At 62.0% G+C, this 24,945-nt stretch carries 19 protein-coding genes; 13 read left to right on the top strand and 6 right to left on the bottom strand.

The window, feature by feature from the left end:
* Nucleotides 1-1,811: DUF6531 domain-containing protein (locus BMZ57_RS25365; RefSeq protein WP_254775569.1), on the bottom strand; the 1,811-nt coding region annotated here is incomplete at its 3' end.
* Nucleotides 1,812-2,012: 201 nt separating this feature from the next.
* Here BMZ57_RS25365 and lexA point away from each other — a divergent pair.
* From lexA to uvrA, 6 genes are all read left to right on the top strand, one after another.
* Nucleotides 2,013-2,630, top strand: a complete 618-nt coding sequence (gene lexA, locus BMZ57_RS25360; RefSeq protein WP_021492567.1) for a transcriptional repressor LexA — start codon at nucleotides 2,013-2,015, stop codon at nucleotides 2,628-2,630.
* The gene (gene imuA, locus BMZ57_RS25355; RefSeq protein ID WP_010209873.1) at nucleotides 2,630-3,244 is read left to right on the top strand and encodes a translesion DNA synthesis-associated protein ImuA; all 615 of its coding nucleotides are present in this window, start codon (nucleotides 2,630-2,632) and stop codon (nucleotides 3,242-3,244) included. The genes lexA and imuA overlap by 1 nt, the downstream gene beginning before the upstream one ends.
* Before the next feature lie 7 nt (nucleotides 3,245-3,251).
* Complete coding sequence (locus BMZ57_RS25350; protein ID WP_042572206.1) at nucleotides 3,252-4,664, top strand: Y-family DNA polymerase; 1,413 nt, start codon at nucleotides 3,252-3,254, stop codon at nucleotides 4,662-4,664.
* Entirely contained in the window at nucleotides 4,640-7,732 is a 3,093-nt protein-coding gene (locus BMZ57_RS25345) for an error-prone DNA polymerase (protein ID WP_200887958.1), read from the top strand. The genes BMZ57_RS25350 and BMZ57_RS25345 overlap by 25 nt, the downstream gene beginning before the upstream one ends.
* Nucleotides 7,733-7,841: 109 nt before the next feature.
* A complete protein-coding gene (locus tag BMZ57_RS25340; RefSeq protein WP_010209882.1) occupies nucleotides 7,842-9,554 on the top strand; it encodes an ATP-binding protein in 1,713 nt (570 codons plus the stop codon).
* Nucleotides 9,551-12,067 carry an excinuclease ABC subunit UvrA gene (gene uvrA / locus BMZ57_RS25335; protein WP_069673383.1) on the top strand — a complete coding sequence of 839 codons (2,517 nt, stop codon included), beginning with the start codon at nucleotides 9,551-9,553 and terminating at the stop codon, nucleotides 12,065-12,067. The genes BMZ57_RS25340 and uvrA overlap by 4 nt, the downstream gene beginning before the upstream one ends.
* Nucleotides 12,068-12,119: 52 nt before the next feature.
* Here the strand turns inward: uvrA and tkt are convergent, their stop codons facing one another.
* A complete protein-coding gene (gene tkt / locus BMZ57_RS25330) occupies nucleotides 12,120-14,177 on the bottom strand; it encodes a transketolase (protein WP_021491608.1) in 2,058 nt (685 codons plus the stop codon).
* A gap of 175 nt (nucleotides 14,178-14,352) precedes the next feature.
* Here tkt and BMZ57_RS25325 point away from each other — a divergent pair, with 175 nt between their 5' ends.
* Entirely contained in the window at nucleotides 14,353-14,577 is a 225-nt protein-coding gene (locus BMZ57_RS25325) for a DUF465 domain-containing protein (RefSeq protein ID WP_069673384.1), read from the top strand.
* Between the two features lie 177 nt (nucleotides 14,578-14,754).
* Here the strand turns inward: BMZ57_RS25325 and hglS are convergent, their stop codons facing one another.
* On the bottom strand, nucleotides 14,755-16,131 hold the full coding sequence (gene hglS / locus BMZ57_RS25320) for a 2-oxoadipate dioxygenase/decarboxylase HglS (protein WP_042572210.1): 1,377 nt from the start codon (nucleotides 16,129-16,131) through the stop codon (nucleotides 14,755-14,757).
* Between the two features lie 289 nt (nucleotides 16,132-16,420).
* Between hglS and BMZ57_RS25315 the strand changes: the two genes are divergently transcribed.
* Together BMZ57_RS25315 and BMZ57_RS25310 are read left to right on the top strand one after the other, a co-directional pair.
* On the top strand, nucleotides 16,421-17,830 hold the full coding sequence (locus BMZ57_RS25315) for an OprD family outer membrane porin (protein WP_021491606.1): 1,410 nt from the start codon (nucleotides 16,421-16,423) through the stop codon (nucleotides 17,828-17,830).
* Nucleotides 17,831-17,899: 69 nt separating this feature from the next.
* Nucleotides 17,900-20,536 carry an MGH1-like glycoside hydrolase domain-containing protein gene (locus BMZ57_RS25310; protein WP_010209892.1) on the top strand — a complete coding sequence of 879 codons (2,637 nt, stop codon included), beginning with the start codon at nucleotides 17,900-17,902 and terminating at the stop codon, nucleotides 20,534-20,536.
* A gap of 44 nt (nucleotides 20,537-20,580) precedes the next feature.
* Here the strand turns inward: BMZ57_RS25310 and BMZ57_RS25305 are convergent, their stop codons facing one another.
* A complete protein-coding gene (locus BMZ57_RS25305; RefSeq protein ID WP_010209895.1) occupies nucleotides 20,581-20,943 on the bottom strand; it encodes an NUDIX hydrolase in 363 nt (120 codons plus the stop codon).
* Nucleotides 20,944-21,070: 127 nt separating this feature from the next.
* Between BMZ57_RS25305 and BMZ57_RS25300 the strand changes: the two genes are divergently transcribed.
* Both BMZ57_RS25300 and BMZ57_RS25295 read left to right on the top strand, forming a co-directional pair.
* Complete coding sequence (locus BMZ57_RS25300; RefSeq protein WP_021491604.1) at nucleotides 21,071-22,051, top strand: Gfo/Idh/MocA family protein; 981 nt, start codon at nucleotides 21,071-21,073, stop codon at nucleotides 22,049-22,051.
* A 36-nt stretch (nucleotides 22,052-22,087) separates the two neighbouring features.
* The gene (locus BMZ57_RS25295; RefSeq protein WP_047541622.1) at nucleotides 22,088-22,717 is read left to right on the top strand and encodes a ribonuclease T2 family protein; all 630 of its coding nucleotides are present in this window, start codon (nucleotides 22,088-22,090) and stop codon (nucleotides 22,715-22,717) included.
* Here BMZ57_RS25295 and BMZ57_RS25290 read toward each other — a convergent pair.
* Entirely contained in the window at nucleotides 22,708-23,574 is an 867-nt protein-coding gene (locus BMZ57_RS25290) for an AraC family transcriptional regulator (protein ID WP_069673385.1), read from the bottom strand. The two genes, BMZ57_RS25295 and BMZ57_RS25290, sit on opposite strands and share 10 nt — an antisense overlap.
* Nucleotides 23,575-23,694: 120 nt before the next feature.
* On the opposite strand from BMZ57_RS25290, the gene BMZ57_RS25285 reads away from it, so the two are divergent.
* Nucleotides 23,695-24,105, top strand: coding sequence for a hypothetical protein (locus BMZ57_RS25285; protein ID WP_010209901.1), 411 nt, complete (start codon nucleotides 23,695-23,697; stop codon nucleotides 24,103-24,105).
* Nucleotides 24,106-24,128: 23 nt separating this feature from the next.
* On the opposite strand, the gene BMZ57_RS25280 is transcribed toward BMZ57_RS25285, so the two are convergent.
* Nucleotides 24,129-24,476: a hypothetical protein gene (locus tag BMZ57_RS25280; protein WP_010209902.1), complete on the bottom strand. Its 348-nt coding sequence runs from the start codon at nucleotides 24,474-24,476 to the stop codon at nucleotides 24,129-24,131.
* 90 nt (nucleotides 24,477-24,566) lie between these two features.
* Here BMZ57_RS25280 and BMZ57_RS25275 point away from each other — a divergent pair, with 90 nt between their 5' ends.
* A complete protein-coding gene (locus BMZ57_RS25275; RefSeq protein WP_029529123.1) occupies nucleotides 24,567-24,911 on the top strand; it encodes a hypothetical protein in 345 nt (114 codons plus the stop codon).
* The last annotated feature ends 34 nt before the right edge of the window (nucleotides 24,912-24,945 follow it).

The following is a 24,945-nucleotide window of genomic DNA, read 5'->3' as shown; positions in this document are numbered from 1 at the left end:
GGGCCGTCATCCACAGCCCGCTCAATCTGGTAATCCACCGCCACAATGCGGCCCGACGCATAGCGCAAAAACAACGAGCGCCCGACGCCGTTATCCAACCGCTCAATCTGCCCCAGGTAATTACGGGAAATGCGCAGCCGGTTGTCATACGCATCGCTGATCGCTGTCAGCGCACCGTCGTGGAAGTGGTAGAAACGTGACCCTTGAGACAGGACTAACTCATCGGGCACAGCCCCCAAGTAGATCGCCGCTTCGGCCAGGCTGTTGGTAATTGCAGGTCGCGAAACAGTGGGCAAGGGCAGGGTGGTCGAGCGGTTTTCATGATCGGTCCACACCACCGCATCGCCGGAAACACTCAGCCGATGCGCCAGCGAGTGACTCCAGCCAAACCCCAACCCGCAGTCCATTTCCACCGCACTGGTGCGGTACAAGCGGGTCCACTCAAACGGCAAGAGCCCGTCCAGCGTTCCATCGGTGAGGGTCAGCAGTTCCTCGCCCGTGACCATCGACACCGGGCACCCGTTGGTGGCGGTCTTGTCCGAAGACGCAGCGACATTCCCAGCCGGGTTTCGAGCAGAAGCAGGCACATCGTCGACAGGCTCCTGCCGCACCAACACCGTCCGTTGCGTGGCCTTGTCCCGAACCAGCGGCACCGGGTTGGCAACCACCTGATCTCCAGCCTTCAACGGCACATCCGGAATCGTCTTGATCGTCGTTGCCCGGCTACTGAGCAATATCGGCTTAGCCAGCTCCGCGTGGTCATCCCCACGGAACCTCCCGAACTGCCCAGCCATATGCTCCAACCACTTACGCGCTCGCTGAGACTTGATGCCGCCCAGCACCTTCGTACTCAAGCGCACCGCCATCCCCATTCCTGCGGTAGCAAGACACAGCAGCAAATTGATCAATACTTCAGCGCTGATTTCCCCCAGCAACTCGTTCATATAAGGCGGCGGCAACATCCGCACCCAGCTGACCATCGCCGACACATAAATGAACAGCAGCGGCTCATCGCTCAGCACCAACAAGCCCTTTGCGATGCTTTCGGTGCCGAGCTTCAACAGCTTTTCAAATTCATCCTGGGACAGGTAATGCAGGAGTTTTTCCGCGTAACCCATTGGGTCCGAAAGCCACTGAAACATCTGCTTGATGTTGTCCCAGAGCGCATACAACGCCTCACCAAACCCCCGAGCGTAGGCTTGGTGCAGCGAGAGATAGCGTTCCAGGAAGTTGGCTTCGGAATACCCCTTCCACAGCGGTTCAAACGTGGTGGTCCATTCAGCGCGCAGCCAACCTTCCAGCGGCGCGATAACCGACTGGTAAGAGGCGTACAGCGCCTTGAAATGCGCTGTGGAAACGTTGGGGTAGAAACTGACCCGGTACTGCTGGTTGCGATCACATTCAGTGATTTCGAGAATGCCGCTCGGGCCAATGGTTTTATGGAGGGGCTCCCCGAGCGGGCCACCCGTTGGATCGATGCGTTGCACCATCACGGGCGTATTGCCAATGGGCACGAACCGTGAACTTTGGAACATGTGCACCAGGGTCAACGTGCCGTTGGCCTGGCAGGTTGCGGTGGTGGTGCTGGGAAACAGGGAGCGGTTGATCGGCGCGACCAGCGCCACTTCATCCCCGACCTTGAAGACCTGCTCGATATCCAGCGCCGAAAAGCTGAAAAAGCTTTCCGCCCAGGCATCGTAGTGATTGAGGCAGCGCTTGAAGTCGCTGATGACCGATTCAACGTCTCGCGTCTTTGAATCCAGGGTGGCCAGTACCAAATAGCCAATGGTTTGGCTGGTCACTTCGATCATGAGGCGGCCCCATCAACCGGGGGCCAAACAAACAACGCCATCCGCAATCCCTCGCACTGTGTACTCAGGCGAGGGACTTTGCGGACCTTTTCACGGGAGGGGAGTAGAGCTTATCCGGCAGGCATGTAGGACGTTTCGACAAACCTTGTCGTCCCTCACGCGACTAGCGGCTATTGTCAGAAATTTCCCGCAGGAGTACAAATGTACTCCATGACAACTCTAACGCCCCGCCGTACCGCCATCCTGACCTTCATCCGCGACCGTATCGCGCAGCAAGGCCAGTCCCCCAGCCTCGCCGAGATCGCCGAGGCGTTCGGCTTTGCCTCGCGCAGCGTGGCGCGCAAGCATGTGCTGGCGCTGACTGAAGCCGGGTTTATCGAGGTCAACCCGAACCAGGCACGCGGTATTCGCTTGCTCAATCAACCGATGCGTCCGCAATGGCTGGATGTGCCGGTGCTTGGCCGTGTCGCTGCAGGCTCGCCTATCGGCGCCGATGCCGAGGTGCATAGCCGCCTGCAACTTGACCCGTCGACCTTCGCGAAAACCCCGGATTACCTGCTGCGCGTGCAGGGCGATTCGATGATTGAGGACGGTATTCTCGATGGCGACCTGGTGGGCGTGCGCCGCAGTGCCGAGGCCTTGAACGGGCAGATTGTGGTGGCGCGCCTGGACGGTGAAGTGACCATCAAACGTTTCGAACGCCATGGCGACAGCGTGCGCTTACTGCCGCGCAACCCCGCGTATCAACCCATCGTGGTCGGGCCCGATCAGGACCTGGCGATCGAAGGGGTGTTCTGCGGTCTGGTGAGGCAAGGTTGATGGGCGCCGTGGTTGCACTGGACACGCTGTTCAATGGCGGGCGTGTCTGGAAAGGCCGGCCTGCCACGCCGCCAGCCAGTGTGCACCCCACCGGGCTGGCGGCGCTGGATGCGGTGTTGCCCACGGGCGGCTGGCCGGAGGCGGCCCTGAGTGAAATCCTCATGGCCAAGGAGGGGGTGGGCGAACTGCAACTGGTGCTGCCGACCCTGGCACGCTTGTCAAAGGCGCGGGAGCGCATTGTGCTGGTGGCGCCGCCCTATACACCGTACCCCCATGCCTGGCAGAACGCCGGGGTGGATCTGCGCTTGCTTTCGGTGATCCAGGCCGAAGAGCGTGATGCCCTGTGGGCGGTGGAACAGTGCCTGCGTTCCGGCAGTTGCGGCGCGGTGTTGTGCTGGCCACGCAAGGCCGATGACCGCGCGCTGCGGCGCCTGCAAGTGGCGGCGGAAACCGGGCAGACCCTGGCCTTTGCCTGGCGCGCCTTGAGTGAGGCGGTCAACTCATCTCCCGCCGCCTTGCGCCTGGCCGTGGAAGCCAAACCCGCGCAGGTGCGCGTGCTCAAGTGCCGGGGCGGCCTGGCCCATCCGGCGCCGATTACGCTGGCGGGGCATTGAGGTTGCCATGCGCTGGGTGTGTATTGTCTTCCCGCAATTGGCGCTGGACGGAGTGCAGCGTGCGCATCCCGAACCGGAGCAGCCTCTGGTCTTGCTGGCCGGCACGCCACAGCGGCGTGTGCTGCAAACGGTCAATGACGCCGCCCGCGCCTTGGGCTTGCGCCCCGGTCAATCCCTGACAGCTGCACATGCCCTGGCCAAGACCTTTGCCAGCGCCGAATATGATCCCGCCGAGATCGAACGCTACCAGCAGTTCCTCGCCGCCTGGGCCTATCAGTTCAGTTCTCAGGTCAGCCTGTATTATCCACGCGCTTTGTTGTTTGAGATCGAGTCGAGCCTGGGGCTGTTCGGACCATGGCCACGGTTCGAAGCGCGCTTGCGCAGAGAGTTGACCGAACTGGGTTTTCGCCACCGTATCGTCGCGGCACCCAACCCGGCGGCGGCGCGGGTGCTGGCAAATATCTACGATGGTTTGGCGGTGCAGGATGACGGCTTGATGCAGGCCCTGGCGCCGCTGCCCATCGACCGCGCCGGTCTTGACCCGCAGGCCGCTACGGCCTTGTCGCGCATGGGCCTGCGCACATTGGCCCAGGTGCAGGCGCTGCCTCGGCATACCCTGGCGCGACGCTTTGATGCCGGCTTGCTCAAGCACCTGGATGCACTGGTCGGGCACCGGCCGCTGGGCCTGGCGTTCTATCAGCCGCCGGACCGGTTCGATGTGCGTATCGAGCTGAATTTCGATGTGCAATCCCATCAGGCGTTGCTGTTTCCTTTAAGGCGTTTGACCGGCGATCTGTCCGCCTTCCTCTGTGGTCGCGACAGTGGCGTGCAGCGCTTCGACCTGCACTTGGAGCACGCCCAGGCGCCCGATAGCGTGATCAAGGTCGGCCTGCTCAGTGCCGAGCGTGAACCGGCGATGCTGTTTGAACTGGCGCGTGGCCGCCTGGAGCAAGTCCAAGTCACCTCACCGGTCCGCGGCTTTCGCCTGGTGGCCCAGGACCTGCCGGTGTTCGTGCCCCAGCGCCAGGACCTGTTCGACGACCGCCCGCAACAAACCCTGCCATGGGAGCAACTGCGCGAACGCCTGCGTGCCCGCTTGGGCGATGAAGCGGTGCAGGGCCTGCGCTTCCACGCTGACCACCGACCTGAATGCGCCTGGCAAGCGGCTGCGGATAAAACCCTGTGCCCAACCCTGAACAACGTGCAGCGCCCCGGCTGGCTGCTGAACGAACCGACCTTGCTGGGCGAGCAGGGTGTGCAGATCCTCATGGGGCCTGAGCGCATCGAGTCCGGCTGGTGGGACGGCGCCGATATCCGCCGCGACTACTACCTGATCCAGACGCGCGCCGGTCAGCAAGGCTGGGCCTTTCGCACCGTGGGGCAGGGCGATGGATTATGGTTGCAGGGTTGGTTTGCATGAGTTACGCCGAGCTGCACTGCCTGTCCAACTTCAGCTTCCAGCGCGGCGCCTCCAGTGCGCTGGAGTTGTTCGAGCGCGCCAAGCGCCAAGGCTACAGCGCGCTGGCAATCACCGACGAATGCACCTTGTCCGGCATTGTGCGCGCCTGGCAGGCGGCGAAGGCGGTGGAGCTGCCGCTGATCATCGGCAGCGAGGTGCGCATCGACAACGGCCCGAAACTGGTCCTGCTGGTGGAAGACATCAGCGGCTACCAGCACCTGTGCCGCTTGATCACCCTGGCCCGGCGGCGTGCCGAAAAGGGCAGCTATCGCCTGCTGCGCGAGGACTTCGATCAACCGCTGCCCGGCCTGCTGGCGCTGTGGGTGGCCGAAGACAGCGACACCCAGGCCGATAGCCAATGGCTGCGCCGCACCTTCGGTGAGCGACTGTGGCTGGCGGTGCACTTGCACTGCGGCCAGAACGATGCGCGTCACTTGGAACAACGCCTGCAACTGGCCGCCAGCCTGCACCTCCCCGCGGTGGCTTGCGGCGATGTGCACATGCATGCGCGTGGCCGCCGCGCCCTGCAAGACACCATGACTGCCATTCGCCATCACGTACCGGTGGCCGAAGCCGGCACGCGCCTGCACCCCAATGGCGAGCGGCACCTGCGCAGCCTCGACGCCCTGGCCGCGCTGTACCCGCAAGCCTTGCTCGACGAAACCGAGATCATTGCCCGCCGCTGCACCTTCGACCTCAGCCAATTGCGTTATCACTACCCGCGCGAACTGGTGCCCGCTGGCCACAACGCCCAATCCTGGCTACGCGCCGTGACCGAAGAAGGCATCGCCAAACGTTGGCCGCAAGGGGTCGACGCCAAGACCGCGCAGCAGATCAACAGCGAGCTGGAGTTGATCAGCGAGCTGGGCTACGAAAGTTACTTCCTTACGGTGCACGACATTGTGCAGTTCGCCCGCAGCCGGTCGATCCTGTGCCAGGGGCGCGGCTCGGCGGCGAACTCGGCGGTGTGTTATGCCCTGGGCATCACCGAGATCGACCCGAGCCTGACCAGCATGTTGTTCGAACGCTTCCTTTCAAGGGAGCGCAATGAACCGCCGGATATCGACGTGGACTTCGAACATGAACGCCGCGAAGAGGTGCTGCAGTACGTGTTCCAGCGTTACGGCCGTACCCGTGCGGCGCTGACGGCGGTGGTCAGCAGTTACCACGCGTCCGGCGCGGTGCGTGATGTGGCCAAGGCCCTGGGGCTGCCGCCGGACCAGATCAACGCCCTGGCCGACTGCTGCGGGCGCTGGAGTGACGCAGCGCCCCCGCTGGATCGCCTGCGTGAAGGCGGCTTCGACCCCGACAGCCCGATCCTGCGCCGCGTGCTCACGCTGACCCAGCAATTGATCGGCTTTCCCCGGCACCTGTCCCAGCACCCGGGTGGCTTCGTGATTTCCGAATACCCGCTGGACACCCTGGTGCCGGTGGAAAATGCCGCCATGGCCGAGCGCACCATCATTCAGTGGGACAAGGACGACCTCGATGCCGTCGGCTTGCTCAAGGTGGATATCCTCGCCCTGGGCATGCTCAGCGCAATCCGTCGCTGTTTCGACTTGCTGCGCCGCCATCGCAACCGGGACCTGGCCTTGGCAACCATCCCCAAGGAAGACCCGGCCACTTACGCGATGATCAGCAAGGCCGACACCATCGGCGTATTCCAGATCGAGTCGCGGGCGCAGATGTCGATGTTGCCCAGGCTCAAGCCGCAGAAGTTCTACGACCTGGTGATCGAGGTCGCCATCGTGCGACCTGGGCCGATCCAGGGTGGCATGGTGCACCCGTACTTGCGGCGGCGGAACAAGGAGGAGGAAACCACTTATCCTTCGCCGGAACTCAAAGTTGTGCTGGAACGTACCCTGGGCATCCCGCTGTTCCAGGAGCAGGTGATGCAGATCGCCATGGTCGCCGCCGACTACGGCCCAGGCGAGGCCGACCAGTTGCGCCGCTCCATGGCCGCCTGGAAACGCCACGGTGGCCTGGAACCGCACCAGGAACGCCTGCGCACCGGCATGCTGAAAAACGGTTACAGCGAAGCTTTTGCCGCGCAGATCTTCGAGCAGATCAAGGGGTTTGGCAGCTATGGCTTCCCCGAATCCCACGCGGCCAGTTTCGCCTTGCTGACCTACGCCAGTTGCTGGCTCAAGTGCCATGAGCCGGCGGCCTTCGCCTGTGCGCTGATCAACAGCTGGCCCATGGGGTTCTACAGCCCGGACCAGATCCTGCAGGACGCACGGCGCCATCGCTTGCAGATCCGGCCAGTGGACGTGCAGGCCAGCGACTGGGATTGCAGCCTGGAGCCGATCGACGGGGCACAGCCGGCGATTCGCATGGGCTTGCGCATGATCTCGGGGTTTCGCGAAGAGGACGCGCGGCGCATCGAAGCCGCACGCCACCGCCGGGCATTCAGCGATATTGCCGACCTGGACGATCGTGCCGGGCTGGATGCACGCGCCCAGGCACTGCTGGCGGATGCGGGTGCTTTGCGCGCCCTGTCGGGCAACCGGCACAAGGCGCGCTGGGAGGTCGCCGGTGTACACAAGCAACTCGGGCTGTTTGCCGGCCTGCCGAGTCCGGACGAAGCCGTGGTGGAGTTGCCGTCGCCCACGGTGGGTGAGGATTTGCACGCCGACTATGCCACGGTCGGCACCACCCTGGGCCCGCATCCGTTGGCATTGTTGCGTGCGGAACTGCGCAAGCGGCGCTGCCGCAGTTCCCAGGAGCTGATGGCGGTGGAGCATGGGCGCAACGTCAGCGTTGCCGGCCTGGTCACCGGTCGTCAGCGTCCCGGCACAGCCAGTGGGGTGACTTTTGTCACGCTGGAGGATGAATTCGGCAATCTCAATGTGGTGGTTTGGCGCGATCTGGCTGAGCGTCAACGCCAGGCGTTGGTGGGCTCGCGTCTGATGAAAGTGGATGGGCGCTGGGAAGCGGTGGGTGAAGTGCGGCACCTGATCGCCGGGCGCCTCACCGACCTGACGCCGTTGCTGGAAGGCATCACTGTGCGCAGCCGGGATTTTCATTAGGGGCTGTGGTTTCTGCGGGCATTCCTCCCTAAGTTATATAAGATGAAACCATCAGCTTCTGACGCGCTCCAAATTTCGCAGCTGTCTTTTCTTTGCGCAGAGTTCAATGATGCAATTTTTATCCAACCCTCATGGCTGTGAAGGTTGGGCCGGTGAAATGGCCCAGCGAATCCGCGCTTTCGATTGGGCCACCACCGACCTGGGCCCTATCGACAAATGGTCCACCAGCCTGACCTGCACCGTGCAGATGATGCTGGCATCACCCGTGCCCATGGTGATGCTGTGGGGGCAATGGGGGTACATGATCTACAACGACAGCTATTCGGTCTTTGCCGGTGGTCGCCACCCGTACCTGCTGGGAACGCCGGTAGAACTGGGGTGGCCGGAAGTCGCCGAGTTCAACCGTCACGTGGTGGACACTTGCCTGGCAGGCGGCACGCTGTCATTCAACAACAAGGACCTGGTGCTGTTGCGCAACGGCAAGCCAGAAACCGTATGGCTGGACCTGTATTACAGCCCCGTCGCCGGCGACAACCAGCAACCGGCGGGGGTGTTGGCGATTGTGGTGGAGACGACCGAGCTGGTGAAATCCGAACAGGTGCGCCAGGAGCTCACGCATAACCTGGAGCAGCGGGTCGCCGCTGAAGTGCAGGCGCGCTCGGCCGCCGAGGACCAACTGCGTCAGTCGCAGAAGCTCGAAGCCATCGGCGGCCTGACCGGCGGTGTGGCCCACGACTTCAACAACCTGCTGCAGGTGATCGCCGGCAACCTGCATTTGCTGGCCCGCCACGAACCGGACAACGCCCAGGTGCAGCGCCGTGTCGCCGCGGCCATTGCGGCGGTGGAGCGCGGGTCCAAGCTGTCATCGCAATTGCTTGCGTTTGCCCGTCGCCAACCTTTGTCACCGGCGGTCTACAACCCGCAACGTATCTACGCAGGCCTCGGCGAGCTGCTGCAACGGGCGCTGGGGGAAACCATCCATATCGATGTGCAACTGCCCCAGGACTCGTGGTTTATCAACGTCGACCGCAACCAACTGGAAAATGCACTGCTCAACCTGGCGATCAATGCCCGGGACGCCATGAACGGCGAGGGCGTGATTCGTATCACCGGCGAGAACATCATCCTTAATCCGGACGATTGCGCGGGTAAAGGCATCAAGCCGGGCGAATATGTGCGCCTGGCGGTCATCGACACCGGTGTGGGTATGTCCGAGTCCACGTTGAAACGTGCGTTCGAACCCTTCTTTACCACCAAGCGCGAAGGCCATGGCACCGGCCTGGGCCTGAGCATGGTGTTCGGCTTTGTGCGCCAGAGTGGCGGGCATGTGGAGATGTGGAGCGAGGAGGGCAAGGGCTCGGTGGTGCAGATGTATTTCCCTCACAGCCTGGAGCCGGAAAGCCTCGATGTGCATATCGACCAACTCCCCCTTAGTAGCGGCCAGGAAACCATCCTGGTGGTCGAGGACAATGAAGGCGTGCGCCTGACCGTCGTCGAGTTACTCGAACAGTCCGGCTACACCGTGCTCACGGCCGATGACGGTGACCAGGCCATGCTCAAGCTACAAGCCGGTTTGCAGCCGGAGCTGATTTTCACCGATGTGGTCATGCCCGGCCGCGTCAAAAGCACCGACCTGGCCAACTGGGCGCGTGCGCAAAACCCGCCGGTGGCAGTCCTGTTCACCTCCGGCCACACCCGTGACATTCTCTCCAGCAATCATCTGCTGAGCGCCGATATTCATCTGCTGAGCAAGCCCTACAGCCCCGAAGCGCTGACGCAACGGGTGCGCAGCGTGCTCACCGCCCGACAAGGTTGTCCATGACTTCACAGCGCAACACGCCTGCAATCACTGCCCAGCAAACCGGTTTCGTCCGTGTGCGTGGCGCCCGCGAACACAACCTGCGGAATGTTGATGTGGATATTCCCCGGGATGCCTTGGTGGTGTTCACCGGCGTGTCGGGTTCCGGCAAGTCGTCCCTGGCGTTTTCCACGGTGTATGCCGAAGCGCAGCGGCGTTATTTCGAGTCGGTGGCGCCGTATGCCCGACGGCTGATCGACCAGGTGGGCGTGCCGGACGTGGACAGCATCGAAGGCCTGCCGCCCGCCGTGGCCCTGCAACAGCAGCGCGGTACGCCGAGCGCGCGCTCATCAGTGGGCAGCGTGACGACGTTGTCGAGCCTGATCCGCATGTTGTATTCCCGCGCCGGCAGTTATCCGCCGGGACAGCCGATGCTGTACGCCGAGGACTTCTCGCCGAACCTGCCCCAGGGTGCGTGCCCGCAATGCCATGGCTTGGGCCGTGTGTATGAAGTGACCGAAGCACTGATGGTGCCGGACCCTTCGCTGACCATCCGCCAGCGCGCGGTGGCGTCCTGGCCATTGGCGTGGCAAGGCCAGAACCAGCGGGACATTCTGGTGACCCTTGGCTACGACGTGGATATCCCCTGGCGCGACCTGCCGAAAAAGCAGCGCGACTGGATCCTGTTCACCGAAGAAACTCCCACCGTACCGGTCTATGCCGGCTTTACCCCGGAGCAGACCCGCGATGCGCTGAAACGCAAACTGGAGCCGAGCTATCAGGGCACCTTCATGGGCGCCCGGCGTTACATCCTGCACACCTTCGCCCACACCCAGAGCGCGCTGATGAAGAAGCGCGTGTCACAGTTCATGCAGGGCAGCGCCTGCCCGTTGTGCGAGGGCAAACGCCTGACCAAGGCTGCGCTGTCGGTGAAGTTTGCCGGGGTGGACATAGGTGAGTTGTCACAGTTGTCATTGGCGCAATTGGCCGAGTTACTGCGGCCGGTGGCGGCGGGGCAGGACACGATGAAACTCTCGGTGGAAAAACGCCTCGCCGCCCAGCGTATTGCCCAGGACTTGCTGGAGCGGGTCAGCACCTTGACCGAGTTGGGCCTGGGTTATCTGTCCCTGGAGCGCAGCACGCCAACCTTGTCGTCCGGCGAGTTGCAGCGTCTGCGCCTGGCCACGCAATTGGGCTCGCAGTTGTTCGGCGTGATCTATGTGCTGGATGAGCCTTCGGCAGGCTTGCATCCAGCGGATGGCGAGGCACTGTTCACCGCACTGGACCGTTTGAAAGCGGCGGGCAATTCATTGTTTGTGGTGGAGCATGACCTGGAAACCATGCGCCGCGCCGACTGGCTGATCGACGTTGGCCCGGCGGCCGGCGAACATGGCGGCCAGGTGCTGTACAGCGGCCCGCCTGCGGGGCTGGCACAGGTGCAGGCGTCGCAGACCCGCGCCTATCTGTTCGCTGAAAAGCGTCTCTCCAAGCAAGAGCGCCGTGAACCCACCGGTTGGCTGACACTGCAAGGTGTGACGCGTAATAATCTCAAGGACCTGAATGTCGATTTTCCGCTGGGCTGCTTCACGGCGGTCACCGGGATTTCCGGGTCGGGCAAGTCCAGCCTGGTCAGCCAGGCGCTGCTGGAACTGGTGAGCGCCGGTTTAGGGCGCGTGGTGGAAAATGACGAAGAACCAAGCCTGGAAGACGATGCGCCGCAAACCAGCGGCGGGCACATCCACGCCGGTCTGGAGCACATCCGCCGCCTGGTGCAGGTAGACCAGAAACCCATCGGCCGCACTCCACGTTCGAACCTGGCGACCTATACCGGGCTGTTCGACAATGTGCGCAAGCTGTTCGCGGCTACACCGGCGGCGAAGAAACGGCACTACGATGCCGGGCAATTCTCGTTCAACGTCGCCAAGGGGCGTTGCCCGAACTGCGAAGGGGAAGGGTTTGTCAGTGTCGAGTTGCTGTTCATGCCCAGTGTGTACGCGCCATGCCCGACCTGTCATGGGGCGCGCTACAACCCCGAGACCTTGGCGGTCAAATGGCAAGGTTTGACCATCGCCCAAGTGTTGGGGCTGACGGTCGAGCAGGCGGTCGAAGTGTTTGCCGAACAACCGAGCGTGCTGCGCTCGTTGCAGGTGCTGCGGGATATCGGCCTGGGCTACCTGCGTCTGGGCCAACCGGCCACCGAGCTGTCGGGCGGTGAAGCGCAGCGCATCAAACTGGCGACCGAGCTGCAACGCAATGCGCGGGGCGCGACCTTGTACGTGCTGGATGAGCCGACTACAGGCCTGCATCCGCGGGATGTGGACCGCTTGCTCAGCCAGTTGAATCACTTGGTGGATGCGGGGCATACGGTGGTTGTGGTGGAGCATGAGATGCGCGTGGTGGCGCAGAGTGATTGGGTGATAGATATCGGGCCGGGGGCAGGGGATTTGGGCGGGACCGTGGTGGCCAGTGGTACGCCGCAAAAAGTTGCGAAGAGCAAGAAAAGCCGGACTGCCGCCTTCCTGGCGAAAGCACTCTAAACCTGTGTAGGCGCGGGGCTTGCCGACAAGCCCGGCGCCTATACAAAAGCTGTCAGGTCTGTTGGATTTGCTGCTTGGCCTGCCTCACCACATTCTCCACGGTAAACCCGAACTTCTCCTGCAACTTGGCCAACGGCGCGGACGCACCGAAGCTGTTCATCACCACCTTGGCGCCGGTCTGGCCTACATAACGGTCCCAGCCCAATGGGCCTGCCTGTTCCACCACGACCCGCGCTTTCACCGCCGGCGGCAGCACACTGTCGCGGTAGGCCTGGTCCTGGTCTTCAAACAATTCCCAGCTGGGCATGGACACCACTTGCGCGGCAATCCCTTCGGTCTTCAGCTGCTCATAGGCCGCTACGGCCAGGCCGACTTCGCTGCCGGTCGCCAACAGCAAGACCTTGGGATGGTCGGCAGCGGCCAGCACGTAAGCCCCCTTGGCCGCCCCGGACGCCGCTGCGTACTTTGTACGATCCAGCGTCGGTAACGGCTGACGCGACAACACCACGCAACTCGGCCGATGGGTTTGCGCCAGGGCAACCTTCCACAGCTCCAGGGTTTCATTCGCATCGCCCGGCCGCAGGGTCAGCAGCCCCGGCGTGGCGCGCAACTGCGTAAGGTGTTCGATCGGCTGGTGCGTCGGCCCATCTTCACCCACGCCAATCGAGTCATGGGTAAACACGAACACCACCGGCAACTCCATGATCGCCGCCAGGCGGATCGGCGGTTTCATGTAATCGCTGAACACCAGGAACGTCGAGGTGTATGGCCGCAGGTAGGACAGCGCCAGCCCGTTGGCGATCGCGCCCATGGCGTGCTCACGAATGCCGAAGTGCAGGTTGCGCCCGCTGTAGTCGTCGGCACTGAAACGCCCGGCACCGTCAAAGGTAAGGTTGGTCTTGGTCGACGGTGACAAGTCCGCCGAACCGCCCAGCAGCCAGGGGACCTGTTCGGCAAACGCATTCAGCACCTCGCCGCCAGCGGCGCGGCTTGCGATGCCCTTGGGGTCGGTATCGAAGTCCGGCAGGTGCTTCTGCCAGTGTTCCGGCATTTCCCCGGCACGCATACGTCTCAATTCATCGGCCAATTCCGGTTCGAACTGCTCCAGCAAGGACAGGTGTTCGGTCCATTTTTCATACAGGGGCTCGCTGCGTTCAAGCAGGGCATCACGCAATTGCGCGCGTGCTGCTTCGGGGACCAGGAAGCTCGAGTCCTCGGGCCAGCCATACGCCGACTTGGTCAGGCGAATTTCCTCTTCGCCCAAGGGCTCGCCATGGGCGGCGGCCGTGTTGTGTTTGTGCGGTGAGCCATAGCCAATCACGCTGTCGACCACAATCAGCGTGGGTGCGCCACGATTGCAATGAAAGGCTTCCAAGGCATTGCTCAGGGCTTGCAAGTCGTTGGCATCGGTAACGTGCAGGGTGTGCCAACCATACGCCTGGAAGCGCTGGATCACGTCTTCGCTGAACGCAAGTTCAGTGTGGCCTTCAATGCTGATGGTGTTGTTGTCATAGATCCAGCACAGCTTGTCCAGCTTCAAGTGACCGGCCAAGGACGCGGCTTCACCGCTGATGCCTTCCATCATGTCGCCGTCGCCGCACAGGGTATAGACGTTGTAGTCGAACAAGGTTTTTTCTTCGCGGTTGAAGCGCTTGGCCAGCCAGCGTTCGGCCATGGCCATGCCGACACTGTTGGCACAGCCCTGGCCGAGCGGGCCCGTGGTGGTCTCCACGCCAGTGGTCATGCGGTATTCGGGGTGGCCGGGGGTCTTGGAGCCGGCTTGTCGAAATTGCTTGATATCGTCCAGGCTGACCGCGGGTTGGCCGGTGCGCTCGCCGTTGGCATCCAATTCCACTACGCCGGCCAGGTGCAGCAGCGAATACAGCAGCATCGAGGCATGACCAACGGACAACACAAAACGGTCACGGCTGGGCCAGTCGGGATGCTGGGGATGATAGCGCAGGAAGCGGCTCCACAACGTATACCCCACCGGTGCCAGGCCCATGGGCGTGCCCGGATGGCCGGAATTGGCCTTCTGCACGGCGTCCATGGCCAAGGTGCGAAGGGTGTTGATGCATTGGGTGTCGATATCAGTGGCAGCATGAGTCATGAAACCGGTCTCCCTCGGTTGGCTATCTAGAGTGGAGGGCAGGGGGCGGCAAAGGTTTGATCCAAACGCCCGCGCTGCGACGAACGGGGCTGTATTGACCCCGGACATGACAAGACCCCTCGCAATGGTCTAGCTTCTAGGGCGTAAGCCATTGATCAACTTGCGGAGGTACGCCATGCCAGTGAAACACGACCTGTATCAGGACTTGGGGTTTAGCAAGGAAGTCGTTCACGAACGCAGGGCGAGCGATAAACGCCTGGACTCGCTGCTCACTCAATACGATGACGCTGATAAGGAGGTGCTGAAGGCAGAATCGGCAAGCGCCAGCGATGAGGATGTGGAGAAGCTGAAGAAGAAGCGGCTGTTGATCAAAGACGACATTGTCGCAAAGCTGGGGTAAACCAAAACGCCTCCCCTGTAGGAGCAAGCTTGCTCCTACAGCAGGGACGGACATATTTGTTCAGAATTGTCTGGGGGACAGGATGCTTCTCTCTGCCTATCATGCCGACCGCCCACCCGGCTCTGGGGACTGTTGCGGCGCAAGGATTGTGCTGGTGAGTCGGGTGGGCACTTCATTTCAGGCCAGCAGTGCCTTTGTGCATTCATCGATAGAGCGTTGCTGCGTCTCGCCATACAGCTTCAATTCATCAATCGTCCGACGTCCCAGCGCCTTTTCAAACTCGGCCCGATTCGAGTTGGCCGCGTAGTGACTCTGGGCTGCATCCCCCAGGTTCGACTGAAAAATCCCCGCCGCACTCACCGGTAGGAAATCCTCATACACCAACGGCTCCACATCGATGTGGCCGGCCTCGACCAGCGCTTCCAGTGTGCGCGGTTGAGCGGCAGTGCCGCGCGCCGCCAAACCTTGTTCGGTGGCGAAGTAGCGGAAGTAGGCCAAGCCCTGTTCGCGCATCTGTGCATGGTTATCCGGGAACGCCTGGAAATGCCGTTCCATCAATTCGACATAACGTGCAGCGTTGCCCTCATTGGGAAAGGCGCCCAATTCGTCGCGCGCGGCGTTCAGCAACTGGTCGTACAGCGCGCGGCCTTTGGGGGTGAGCGCCACGCCGCGCTGTTCGATTTCGCCAAAGCGCGCACTGTGGCTGCCTTGAGCGTCGGTAAAGGCGATGGGTTCGTCGAGGGCCTTGAAGCTGGTCTGGCGCAGCAGGATCGGGCAATGCCGGCGCGGTGGGCCTTCGATCACAGCCTTGGGGGTGATGCCTTTGCCGGGCATGGCGGCCTGGACCTGGTCGATGTCCAGGGTGCGCGGGGTCAGATGGTTGATATGCGGGCCTTTGAAGGCGACCACGTCGGCGATCAGGCGGTGCTGGTCGCTCAGTTGCTGGTACTGCGCGCCGGTGACGGTGGCGGTGTGGTGCCAGCGGAAGGTTTCCAGGGCCTGGCGGATAAACTCATCGGCGTCCTCGGCGTTGAGGCCGCCGTCCTTTTCCGCTTGTTCGATCAGCGTCAGGGCGCCAGGGGTGAAGATCGAGCGCTTGGCCAGCGCGGTTTCGGCGAAGGCGCGCAGGTCGGGATTTTCGATCAGTTCCAGGCGCAGCAATGAGGTAAATACCCGAAACGGGCTGGTTTGCAACGCCTGTTCATGCACGGCGCGAAACGCGGTGGAGTGCACCGGTACGCCGGCCGGTGTCAGGTCGTAGTAGCCCACCGGTTGCATGCCCATTACGGCAAACAGGCGGCTGATGGTCGCCAGCTCTGCCGCGGTGCCCAGGCGGATCGCGCCGTGGCGCTCCATGTCCAGGCGCTGTATTTCGCCGGTGCGTTGCAGCTGCTGCGCCAGCTGCGGCTGGGTGTCGAGTACGTGGGCATTGGTCTCGGCCACCAGCTCCATCAGGGCGCCATACAGGGGAACTTCATCTCGGTACATGTCGGACATGGCCTTGGAAAAGCCCCTACGGATCTGGTCGGGGCTGACATGTGCGGTGCTGGGCATAGAAAAATTCCTGATGGCTATAGCGGTAGAGGTGGCCTTTGCCTGGATTTTGTTGAGCGCAAAGCACCCTTGCAAACGAAGATTCCTCAGGACTTCATTCTGCAAATGAATGAGATGACGTGAATATGACAAAAAACAGCCCGTGAGAAATTTCATTTAACGGCGGCTTTCCTAACTAATTCTTCACGGATTCCGCCCTGGTCGGCATGAAAGAATCGTCACGTTTGCAAGGATGAAAACGCCGTTATGCACACCAGACACATAAAAAAATGTTTAGGGGCTGTCGTTAATGAAAATTTCTACACTGGCGTTGTCGATCACCGCCGCCGTTCTTGCACAACAGGCGTTCGCTGATGATTTCGGGCTCGGTTCGCTGGGCACCGGCAACGGTCACAGCGGCTTCTTGGAAGACAGTCATGCGGCCATCAGCTCGCGGACCATGTACTACAGCGCGGATAACCGCTCGGGGACCAACAACGACCTGCGCGAAGCCGCAACCGCGCTGCGTTTTGACTACAAATCCGGTTTCACCCAAGGCACCATCGGCTTGGGCTTTGACGTCATGGCTTTCGGCGCACTGCGTCTGGATGGCGGTGATGGCCACACGGCGGGCGCGGGCCTTTCGGGCAACGGCAACAGCTTCTTCCCGACAAAGAACAACGGCACCGAGCCTGCGGATTCCTTCGGCCGCGCGGCGGGCAACGTGAAGTTCCGCATTTCCCAGACCGAATTGCATGTCGGTGGCGGCTTGGCGCCGGTGTTGCCGATCCTGGTTTCCAACGACAGTCGCGTGGCTCCGCAGACCTTTGACGGCGGCATCCTCACCTCCAATGACATCCCCAATGTCACCTTCACCGGCGGTGAACTGAACCGCGCCGAAGGCCGTGCTTCCAGCAACTCCACGGGCTTGAGCGTGGCAGGCGGTACCCGCGACAGCGACAGCTTCAAATTCGGTGGGGTGGACTACAAACCGTTTGGTTCTTCCGAGAACGTGATCGCGAAAAACCTGACGTTGCAGTACTACTACGCGCAGCTGCAGGACTTCTACAAACAGAACTACTTCGGCCTGGTCCACGTGCTGCCGCTGGGCAATGATCGGTCGTTCAAGACCGACCTGCGCTACTTCGACAGCTCCAGCGACGGCAAGAACGGCGAGAGCGGTTACCAGTTCAACAACAACGGTGGCTACGCCAAGCACGCCAACGAAGTGGACAACAAAACCTACAGTGCGGCCTTCACCTACCAGTTGGGCGGCAGCAGCCTGATGCTTGGCCACATAGGCGTGGGTGATGACGGCGGCTTCGTGTGGGTGAACCAGGGCAGCCTGGCCGACCCGCACGCACAAGGCGCCGGCGGCAGCGACTTCTACCTGTTCACCGACGCCGTGGTCGGCCAGTTCTCCCGTGCGGGCGAACAGGTCAACTTTGGTCAGTACTCGTATGACTTCAAGGCCTATGTGCCGGGTCTGAAGGCGTCCGTGGCTTACCTGGACGGCAGGGACATCAAGTCGAAGGTGGCCGGTGGCCCTGACCAGAAAGAAAACGAAGCCGACTTCCGCCTGGACTACGTCGTGCAGGCCGGTCCGCTGAAAGGGTTTGGTACGACTTTCCGTACCGGCACCTATCACGGTAAAAACACCGGCACCGCCGACCAGGACCAAACCCGCCTGATCTTCAACTACACCTACGCGATCTTCTAAGTCTTCATGTGCGCCCGGACGTCATTGGGCTCTACACTGCCTCTCACTGGGTAGGCGATGGAGGACCCGATGACGGCCACACCCGACAACCGGATACTTGGAACCCTCGAAGGCCAACGCTTGGCGCAGCAGGATGCCGAACGTTGGCGCGAGTGGGGCCCTTATTTAAGCGAACGCCAATGGGGCACGGTGCGCGAAGACTACAGCGCCGATGGCGATGCCTGGACTTACTTCCCCCATGAACACGCGCGCAGCCGTGCCTATCGCTGGGGCGAGGATGGTTTGGCGGGATTCAGCGACAAGGCGCAACGCTGGTGCCTGGGCCTGGCCCTGTGGAACGAGCGCGATGCGATCATCAAGGAGCGCTTGTTCGGCCTCAATAACGCCGAGGGCAACCACGGTGAGGACGTCAAGGAACTGTATTTTTTCGTCGACGGCGTACCGAGCCATGCCTATATGCGCATGCTCTACAAATACCCGCATGCCGCCTTTCCCTATGACGACCTGATCAGCGAAAACGCCCGCCGTGGCCTGGCGGATGCCGAATACGAGATCCTCGATACCGGCGTGTTCGAAGACAACCGTTACTGCGATGTCAGCGTCGAATATGCCAAGCATCAGCCCGACGACATTTTCATGCGCGTGACTGTGCGCAACCGTTCGGAGCAGTCGACGCGCGTGCAGGTAGTGCCTCAACTCTGGGCGCGCAATGACTGGAGCTGGACCTTCGACGCGCCCAAGCCGCAATTGACGATGGACGGGGAACAGGTGCTGGCGCGCCACCCTGAGTTGCCTGATCGGCATCTCGGCGCCTGGGGCCAGGACGGCGTGGAGTGGTTGTTTTGCGAGAACGAGACCAACGTTGCGCGGCTGAATGGGCAGCCGGCGCCGGGACCGTTCAAGGACGGGATCAATGATTACGTGGTGGCGGGTGTGCAATCGGCGATTCGCCGTGACCGCGGCACAAAAGTCGCGGCGCGCTTCATCCTTGAGCTGGCAGGCCTGGAAAACAAAACCCTCTACCTGCGTTTCGCCCCCGTTGATGCACCGCAGGTCAACGCCCGCAAGCTGTTCGAACAGCGCCGCCAGGAGTCCGATGACTTCTATGCCGCCTTGCAACACAACATCGCCGATGAGGATGCGCGCAATGTGCAGCGTCAAGCCTTGGCCGGGTTGCTCTGGTCAAAGCAGCTCTATTATTTCGATGTGAACCAATGGCTCGACGGCGACCCGGCACAACCCGCGCCGCCGCCCGAGCGCCTGCATATCCGCAATACCCATTGGCGGCACCTGTCCAACTTCGACATCCTCTCGATGCCTGATACCTGGGAATACCCGTGGTACGCCTCATGGGACCAGGGCTTCCAGGCGGTGGCCATCGCGCTGATCGATCCGGGATACGCCAAGCAACAGCTGTTGCTGTTGGTGAAGGACCGTTTCATGCACCCCAACGGCCAGTTGCCGGCCTATGAATGGCGCTTCGACGACGCCAATCCGCCGGTGCATGCCTGGGCCAGTTGGCGTGTCTATCAGCAGGACAAAGCGCTGACTGGCGTAGGCGATATGGATTTTCTTGAGCGAATTTTCCACAAGCTGCTGCTGAATTTTTCCTGGTGGGTCAACCGTAAGGACGCGGAGGGACGCAACCTGTTCCAGGGCGGCTTCCTCGGGCTGGACAATATCGCGTTGTTCGATCGCTCGGCCGCGTTGCCACCGGGTTACCAGCTGGACCAGGCCGATGGTACCGCGTGGGTGGCGGCCTATGCGCTGGACTTGATGCGCATCGCCCTGGAGCTGGCCAAGCGCAATGGCGTGTACGTCGACATTGCCGTGAAGTTCTTCGAGCACTTCCTGTATATCGCCGGCGCCATCAACCGCGTCGACGACAGCGCGGAAGGCCTGTGGGACGAGCAGGACCTGTTCTTCTACGACGTGCTGCACCGGCCCGACGGCGCGAACGAGCCGGTGCGCCTACGTTCGATCGTCGGGCTGATGCCGCTGTTTGCCGTGTTGGTGCTGGAGCAGCGCGAGCATGAAGGCCTGGAAGGTTTGCGCGAGCGTTTGCTGGGGTTTATGAAGCACCGGCCGGACCTGGCCAAATTGGTCTCGCGCTGGAACGAGCCGGGGCAGGGCAATCGCCTGTTGCTGGCATTGTTGCGTGGTGAGCGCACCAAGGATTTGTTGCGGCGCATGTTGGCTGACGAAGAGTTCTTGTCGGCGTTTGGCGTGCGCTCCCTGTCCAAGGCGTTCGCGGAACAACCGCTGGCGTTGAAGATGAACGGCAATACCCTGTGTGCGAGCTACCAACCCGGCGAATCCGACTCGCGGTTGTATGGCGGGAATTCCAACTGGCGCGGGCCGCTGTGGATGCCGGTCAACTACATGCTGATCGAGTCGTTGCGAGAGTTTCACCGCTACTACGCGGACAACTTCTCGGTGGAGTACCCGGCCGGCAGTGGTTACCTGTCCTCCCTGGAGGACGTCGCCAACAGCCTCAGTCAGCGCCTGACGCGTCTGTTTCTGCGCGACGAAAATGGCTCAAGGCCGTCGATGGCAGGGTACGCCCAGCTGGAAGCTGACCCGGCCAGCCGCGACCTGGTGTTGTTCCACGAGTATTTCCACGGGGAAACCGGGCGCGGACTGGGCGCGTCCCACCAGACGGGGTGGAGCGCGCTGGTGGCGTTGCTACTGCAGCCAGGGGCTTGAGCTTCTTTGTGGCGATTGTTGTGGTGAGCGGGCAGAGCGCTGAACTACAGGCGACGCAGGAAGGATTTAACGATGTGCCGGGTGGCGTCGGTGGTGTCCAGTTCATCCATGGCGCCATAAGGGTGCCACTGGCAATCGATTATTTCATTGCAGGGTTTTGCATCGGCGATGTTCACCACTGACGCTTCGAACACGTGGTGAACGGTGTCGCGCGCCTTCAGTTCCTGCAAGTACAGCAAGCCGTCCACGTTCAATCCGGTTTCTTCTTCCAGTTCGCGTTCCGCCGCGCCGACCGGGCGCTCATTGCGTTCGACCTTGCCGCCCGGCAGCGCCCATTTCGATCTGGCCTTGCGTACGAAGAGGATATGCCCCTCGTGTTCGCAAATGACCGTGGCCCTTATTTTCATCGTCTGTGCCCCCGCAGTGGGATGAATGTCATAAAAGTGTAATGCAATTGTCATGCTAAGTGGTTATGGCGCTGACGCGTGGGGTTGTGGATACTGCCCGATTGATCAAAACGGACGAGGAGAGCAGATGAGCACCGTACGCTGGGGCATGATCGGCTGTGGCAGTGTCACTGAGTTAAAGAGTGGACCCGCTTTCTACAAAGCGCCAGGTTCGGCGCTGGTCGCCGTGATGGGGCGCCGTGAAGAGGCTGTGCGCGATTATGCGACACGCCACGGGATTGCCCGCTTCTACACCGATGCCCAGGCCCTGATCAACGATCCCGAAGTGGACGCGGTGTACATCGCCACGCCACCCGACAGCCACCTGGAATACAGCCTGATGGTGGCCGCCGCGGGCAAGCATTGCTGTGTCGAAAAGCCGATGGCATTGAATGCCGAGCAAAGCGCATTGATGCAGCGCACCTTCGAGCGTGCCGGCCTGCATCTGTTTGTCTCGTATTACCGCCGCTCACTGCCGCGTTTCCAGCAAGTGCGCCAGTGGCTGCAGGACGGGCGCATTGGCCAATTGCGTCACCTGACCTGGACCTTGTGCAAGCCACCGGGCGCCGACGACGCCAGCGCCGCCAATTGGCGCACCGACCCGCTCATTGCCGGTGGGGGTTACTTTGCCGACCTGGCCAGCCATGGGTTTGATCTGTTCCAGTACCTGGCCGGGGATATCGTCGAGGTCTCGGGCTTTACCGCGCGACAGGCCGGGCGCTACGCCGCCGAGGATGCGGTGACCGCCTGCTGGACGTTCGCGTCCGGCGCGCTGGGCATGGGCTGCTGGAACTTTGTCGCCGACCGCCGCGAAGACAAGGTCGAGCTGATCGGCAGTAAGGGGCGCATCACGTTTGCAGTATTCGAAGACCAGCCGCTGCGCCTTGAAGGCGAGGTGGACGAGGTGCTGGAGGTGCCTTGCCACGCGCATATCCAATGGCATCATGTGCTGGCCATGAACGCCCATATTCGCGGGGAAGCCGAACACCCCTCACAGGCAATCGAGGCGTTGAAGACCGATCGGATCCTCGACAAGGTGCTACAGCGTAACCCCCATCATCCTGGCTAGGTACGATAGGGTTGTGTTTTTTCAAGGAACAGATGGATGAAATTCTGGATGATGGTGTGGATGGTCATTGCCACCAACGCAATGGCCGCGCCACGAGAACAACGCCCGGCAGGGGATTTTGATTTTTATGTGTTGTCACTGTCGTGGTCGCCCACGTTCTGCCTGACGCACCCGAGCAACGAGCAATGCACGGGTAAAGGCTACGGCTTTGTATTGCACGGGTTATGGCCGCAGTATGCCCGAGGCGGGTGGCCGGCGTCGTGTGACCCGCAATCGCGGCTGTCGGCCGAAGACATCGCCAAGGGCGCGCTGATGTTTCCCACCCAGGCATTGCTCAAGCATGAGTGGGCCAAACACGGTACGTGCAGCGGCCTGGGACCCACGCGTTACCTGGACGCCACCGACGCGGCGCTGGCCACGGTGCAGATCCCGCAGCAACTGCAGCCATTCAATGTGCCCAATTACCTTGAAGCACGGGACATCGAACAGTTGTTCCGCCAGAGCAACCCCGCCATGGGCGATCACAGCATGGCGGTGATCTGCAAGGGCAAGGTGCTGTCCGAAGTGCGCGTGTGCCTGAGCAAGGAACTGCGCTTTGCCGGCTGCCCCAAAAGTGTGAAAACCCAGTGTCGCGGCGGTGATATTCGTATTCCGGTTCAGCGCTGATCCGGCGTCTGGAGCGCGTGCAACGCAATGGTTGCCGCGGCGTTGGCCGTTGGCGCCCCGGCGCGATCTGCCAGGTAACGTGCTGGCGGCTGGCCTACCGCCTTGCGGAACATGGTGATGAAGCCGCTGGCGTTCTCGTAGCCCAGGTCCAGGGCGACCCGCTGCACACTGTCGCCCCGGGCCAGGCGTTGCAGTGACAGGATCACATGCAACTGCCGGCGCCAGCGGCCGAAACTCAAGCCAAATTCTTCCAGCAACAGGCGCGTCATGCTGCGCTCGCTCATGCCGATGCGCATGGCCCATTGGCCGAGCGTGGTCTTGTCGCCGGGGTCGGCCAGCAGGCTGTCGGCCAGGCGCCGCAAGCGCGGATCCCGGGGCATCGGCAGGTGCAGGTCCTCGATGGGCGCCTGGGCCAGCTCGTCCAGCAGTGTGCGGATCAGGCGCCCCTGTGCGCCGTCCTCGTCGTACAGTTGCGGGAAGCTTACGGCCTTGCTGATCAGTTCATGCAACAGGCCGGACACCGACAGCGTGCAACATTGCGCGGGCAGGGCGCCGGCGGCGTCCGGGTCGATCAACAGGCAATACACCTCCGCTTCGCCGGAACCGCGCGCCGCATGGGGCAGGCCGCCGGGAATCCACAGCGCGCACTGGGGCGGCACGATCCAGATGCCAGCCTCGATCTGGCAATGAATCACCCCGCGCAGGGTGTACATCAGCTGCCCCTTGCGATGGGAATGCGGGGCATGCTCCCAGCTCTCGGACGTGCTGGTGGCGTTCACGGCCACCACGGCGCGCGGGAGCAGGTCGGCGTCCCTGACTCTGGCGGGATCACGATGATCAAGGCGGTGGCGTTGCATGACGGCTTCACGTTTTGGCTGAATTGCGAAACATTCTGGCTATTCTGTGCAATGCCGTCCAGCGGGTTGAGCCTTATGATGAGATTCACTCTCATCAACGGCTACTCAAGGGGCTTTGCCATGCGACTCGACAGTTCAACATTCCCAGTGGTGAAAATCGTCTTCGATGCACCCAACGAGGGCGGGCCGGAAGATGCCTTCCTGACCTTCGAAAGCCTGCTGGCCCGCCAGCAATCCTTCGTGCTGCTGCACGAGAAATCCGTGGATGAAAACAACCACGAGCACTCCCACGAGGAGCGCAAGCACGCGTCGATCTGGATGAAGAAAAACAAACAGGCGCTGCGCACCTACGTCAAAGGCATGATTCAGGTGGAGCCCAGCGCCGCGCAACGCTTGGCGCTCAAGCCGTTTGCCGCGATGTTCGGCAAGGCCTGGGGCTACCCGCTGCTGGTGGTGGAATCCAGGGAAAGCGCCTGGGCACTGGCGCGGGATGTGCTGGATGAGCGGGTGTCGGATGTGGCGCACTTCTAACCGCTCCTACAGGGGGATATGGCTCAGTCCACGCAGATCGCCCGCCCCAGCTTGCCTTTCTCCACCGTCGCCGAGCAGCCGAAGTGGCTGTTATCCACCTGGCAGGTGCCGCTGATCGGTGTGGTGCCTGTTTGCGTGGTCACGCTGGTCTGGCACTCACCCTCGCACTGGCTCGAATCGGTGCACGCCTTGCCCGCGTCCCTGTACGGCGTGATGCACTTCCAGGTCTGCAACTTGCCGACTTGCTTCATCGTGCCGCCGCCGGCCAGGCATGTTGACGCGGCGGAGTCTTGGGCGGGGGGCGTGGTGGGCGTGGTCGTGGTGCAAGCCGATACCAACAGCAGGGCGGCCAGGCCGATCATCAATTTCATGCAAAAGTCCTCATGGAGTAAGCGCAACGGTGCAGTGTACGGGCATTTGGACTACTTTGATTGACGAGCGATCCCTACCCGGTACTGGCCATGCGCACGTTATGGAAGCGGTATATGGCGTTGTTGGAAAACGATCTGAGCACGCAGATCTTCGACAACGTGAAAAACTTGCTGGTGTGTGCACTGCTGTTTGCGGCGGGGACGAATACGTTGCTGGGTCAGCGTGACTTGTTTATCGGGGTGTTTGCCTCCAGCGTGGCCGGCTGGGGCCTGATCATCCTGTCGACGCTGTTGATGCTCCTGAATATCAGCGACGGTATTCGCCGGCTCGCCAAGCTGCGTTATCACCTGGCGCTGCAGTTATTGTTGATCCTTGTCTACCTGGTGATCGCCGAACGGGTGGTCGAGATTGTGTGGGGCTTTCGGGCGCATTGAAGTATCCTCCGCGACCCGTTTGCCAGTGATTCAA

This window comes from Pseudomonas simiae (assembly GCF_900111895.1).
Taxonomy (GTDB): Bacteria; Pseudomonadota; Gammaproteobacteria; order Pseudomonadales; family Pseudomonadaceae; genus Aquipseudomonas; species Aquipseudomonas simiae.
The sequence above is the reverse complement of the archived record's forward strand: the minus strand, read 5'-3'. Positions and strand labels throughout refer to the sequence as shown.

Excerpts from the sequence above, each read along its gene's own strand:
- lexA (WP_021492567.1), top strand. The coding sequence starts at position 2,013 with ATGTACTCCATGACAACTCTAACGCCCCGCCGTACCGCCATCCTGACC.
- imuA (WP_010209873.1), top strand. The coding sequence starts at position 2,630 with ATGGGCGCCGTGGTTGCACTGGACACGCTGTTCAATGGCGGGCGTGTC.
- BMZ57_RS25350 (WP_042572206.1), top strand. The coding sequence starts at position 3,252 with ATGCGCTGGGTGTGTATTGTCTTCCCGCAATTGGCGCTGGACGGAGTG.
- BMZ57_RS25345 (WP_200887958.1), top strand. The coding sequence starts at position 4,640 with ATGGTTGCAGGGTTGGTTTGCATGAGTTACGCCGAGCTGCACTGCCTG.
- BMZ57_RS25340 (WP_010209882.1), top strand. The coding sequence starts at position 7,842 with ATGCAATTTTTATCCAACCCTCATGGCTGTGAAGGTTGGGCCGGTGAA.
- uvrA (WP_069673383.1), top strand. The coding sequence starts at position 9,551 with ATGACTTCACAGCGCAACACGCCTGCAATCACTGCCCAGCAAACCGGT.
- tkt (WP_021491608.1), bottom strand. The coding sequence starts at position 14,177 with ATGACTCATGCTGCCACTGATATCGACACCCAATGCATCAACACCCTT.
- BMZ57_RS25325 (WP_069673384.1), top strand. The coding sequence starts at position 14,353 with ATGCCAGTGAAACACGACCTGTATCAGGACTTGGGGTTTAGCAAGGAA.
- hglS (WP_042572210.1), bottom strand. The coding sequence starts at position 16,131 with ATGCCCAGCACCGCACATGTCAGCCCCGACCAGATCCGTAGGGGCTTT.
- BMZ57_RS25315 (WP_021491606.1), top strand. The coding sequence starts at position 16,421 with ATGAAAATTTCTACACTGGCGTTGTCGATCACCGCCGCCGTTCTTGCA.
- BMZ57_RS25310 (WP_010209892.1), top strand. The coding sequence starts at position 17,900 with ATGACGGCCACACCCGACAACCGGATACTTGGAACCCTCGAAGGCCAA.
- BMZ57_RS25305 (WP_010209895.1), bottom strand. The coding sequence starts at position 20,943 with ATGAAAATAAGGGCCACGGTCATTTGCGAACACGAGGGGCATATCCTC.
- BMZ57_RS25300 (WP_021491604.1), top strand. The coding sequence starts at position 21,071 with ATGAGCACCGTACGCTGGGGCATGATCGGCTGTGGCAGTGTCACTGAG.
- BMZ57_RS25295 (WP_047541622.1), top strand. The coding sequence starts at position 22,088 with ATGAAATTCTGGATGATGGTGTGGATGGTCATTGCCACCAACGCAATG.
- BMZ57_RS25290 (WP_069673385.1), bottom strand. The coding sequence starts at position 23,574 with ATGCAACGCCACCGCCTTGATCATCGTGATCCCGCCAGAGTCAGGGAC.
- BMZ57_RS25285 (WP_010209901.1), top strand. The coding sequence starts at position 23,695 with ATGCGACTCGACAGTTCAACATTCCCAGTGGTGAAAATCGTCTTCGAT.
- BMZ57_RS25280 (WP_010209902.1), bottom strand. The coding sequence starts at position 24,476 with ATGAAATTGATGATCGGCCTGGCCGCCCTGCTGTTGGTATCGGCTTGC.
- BMZ57_RS25275 (WP_029529123.1), top strand. The coding sequence starts at position 24,567 with ATGCGCACGTTATGGAAGCGGTATATGGCGTTGTTGGAAAACGATCTG.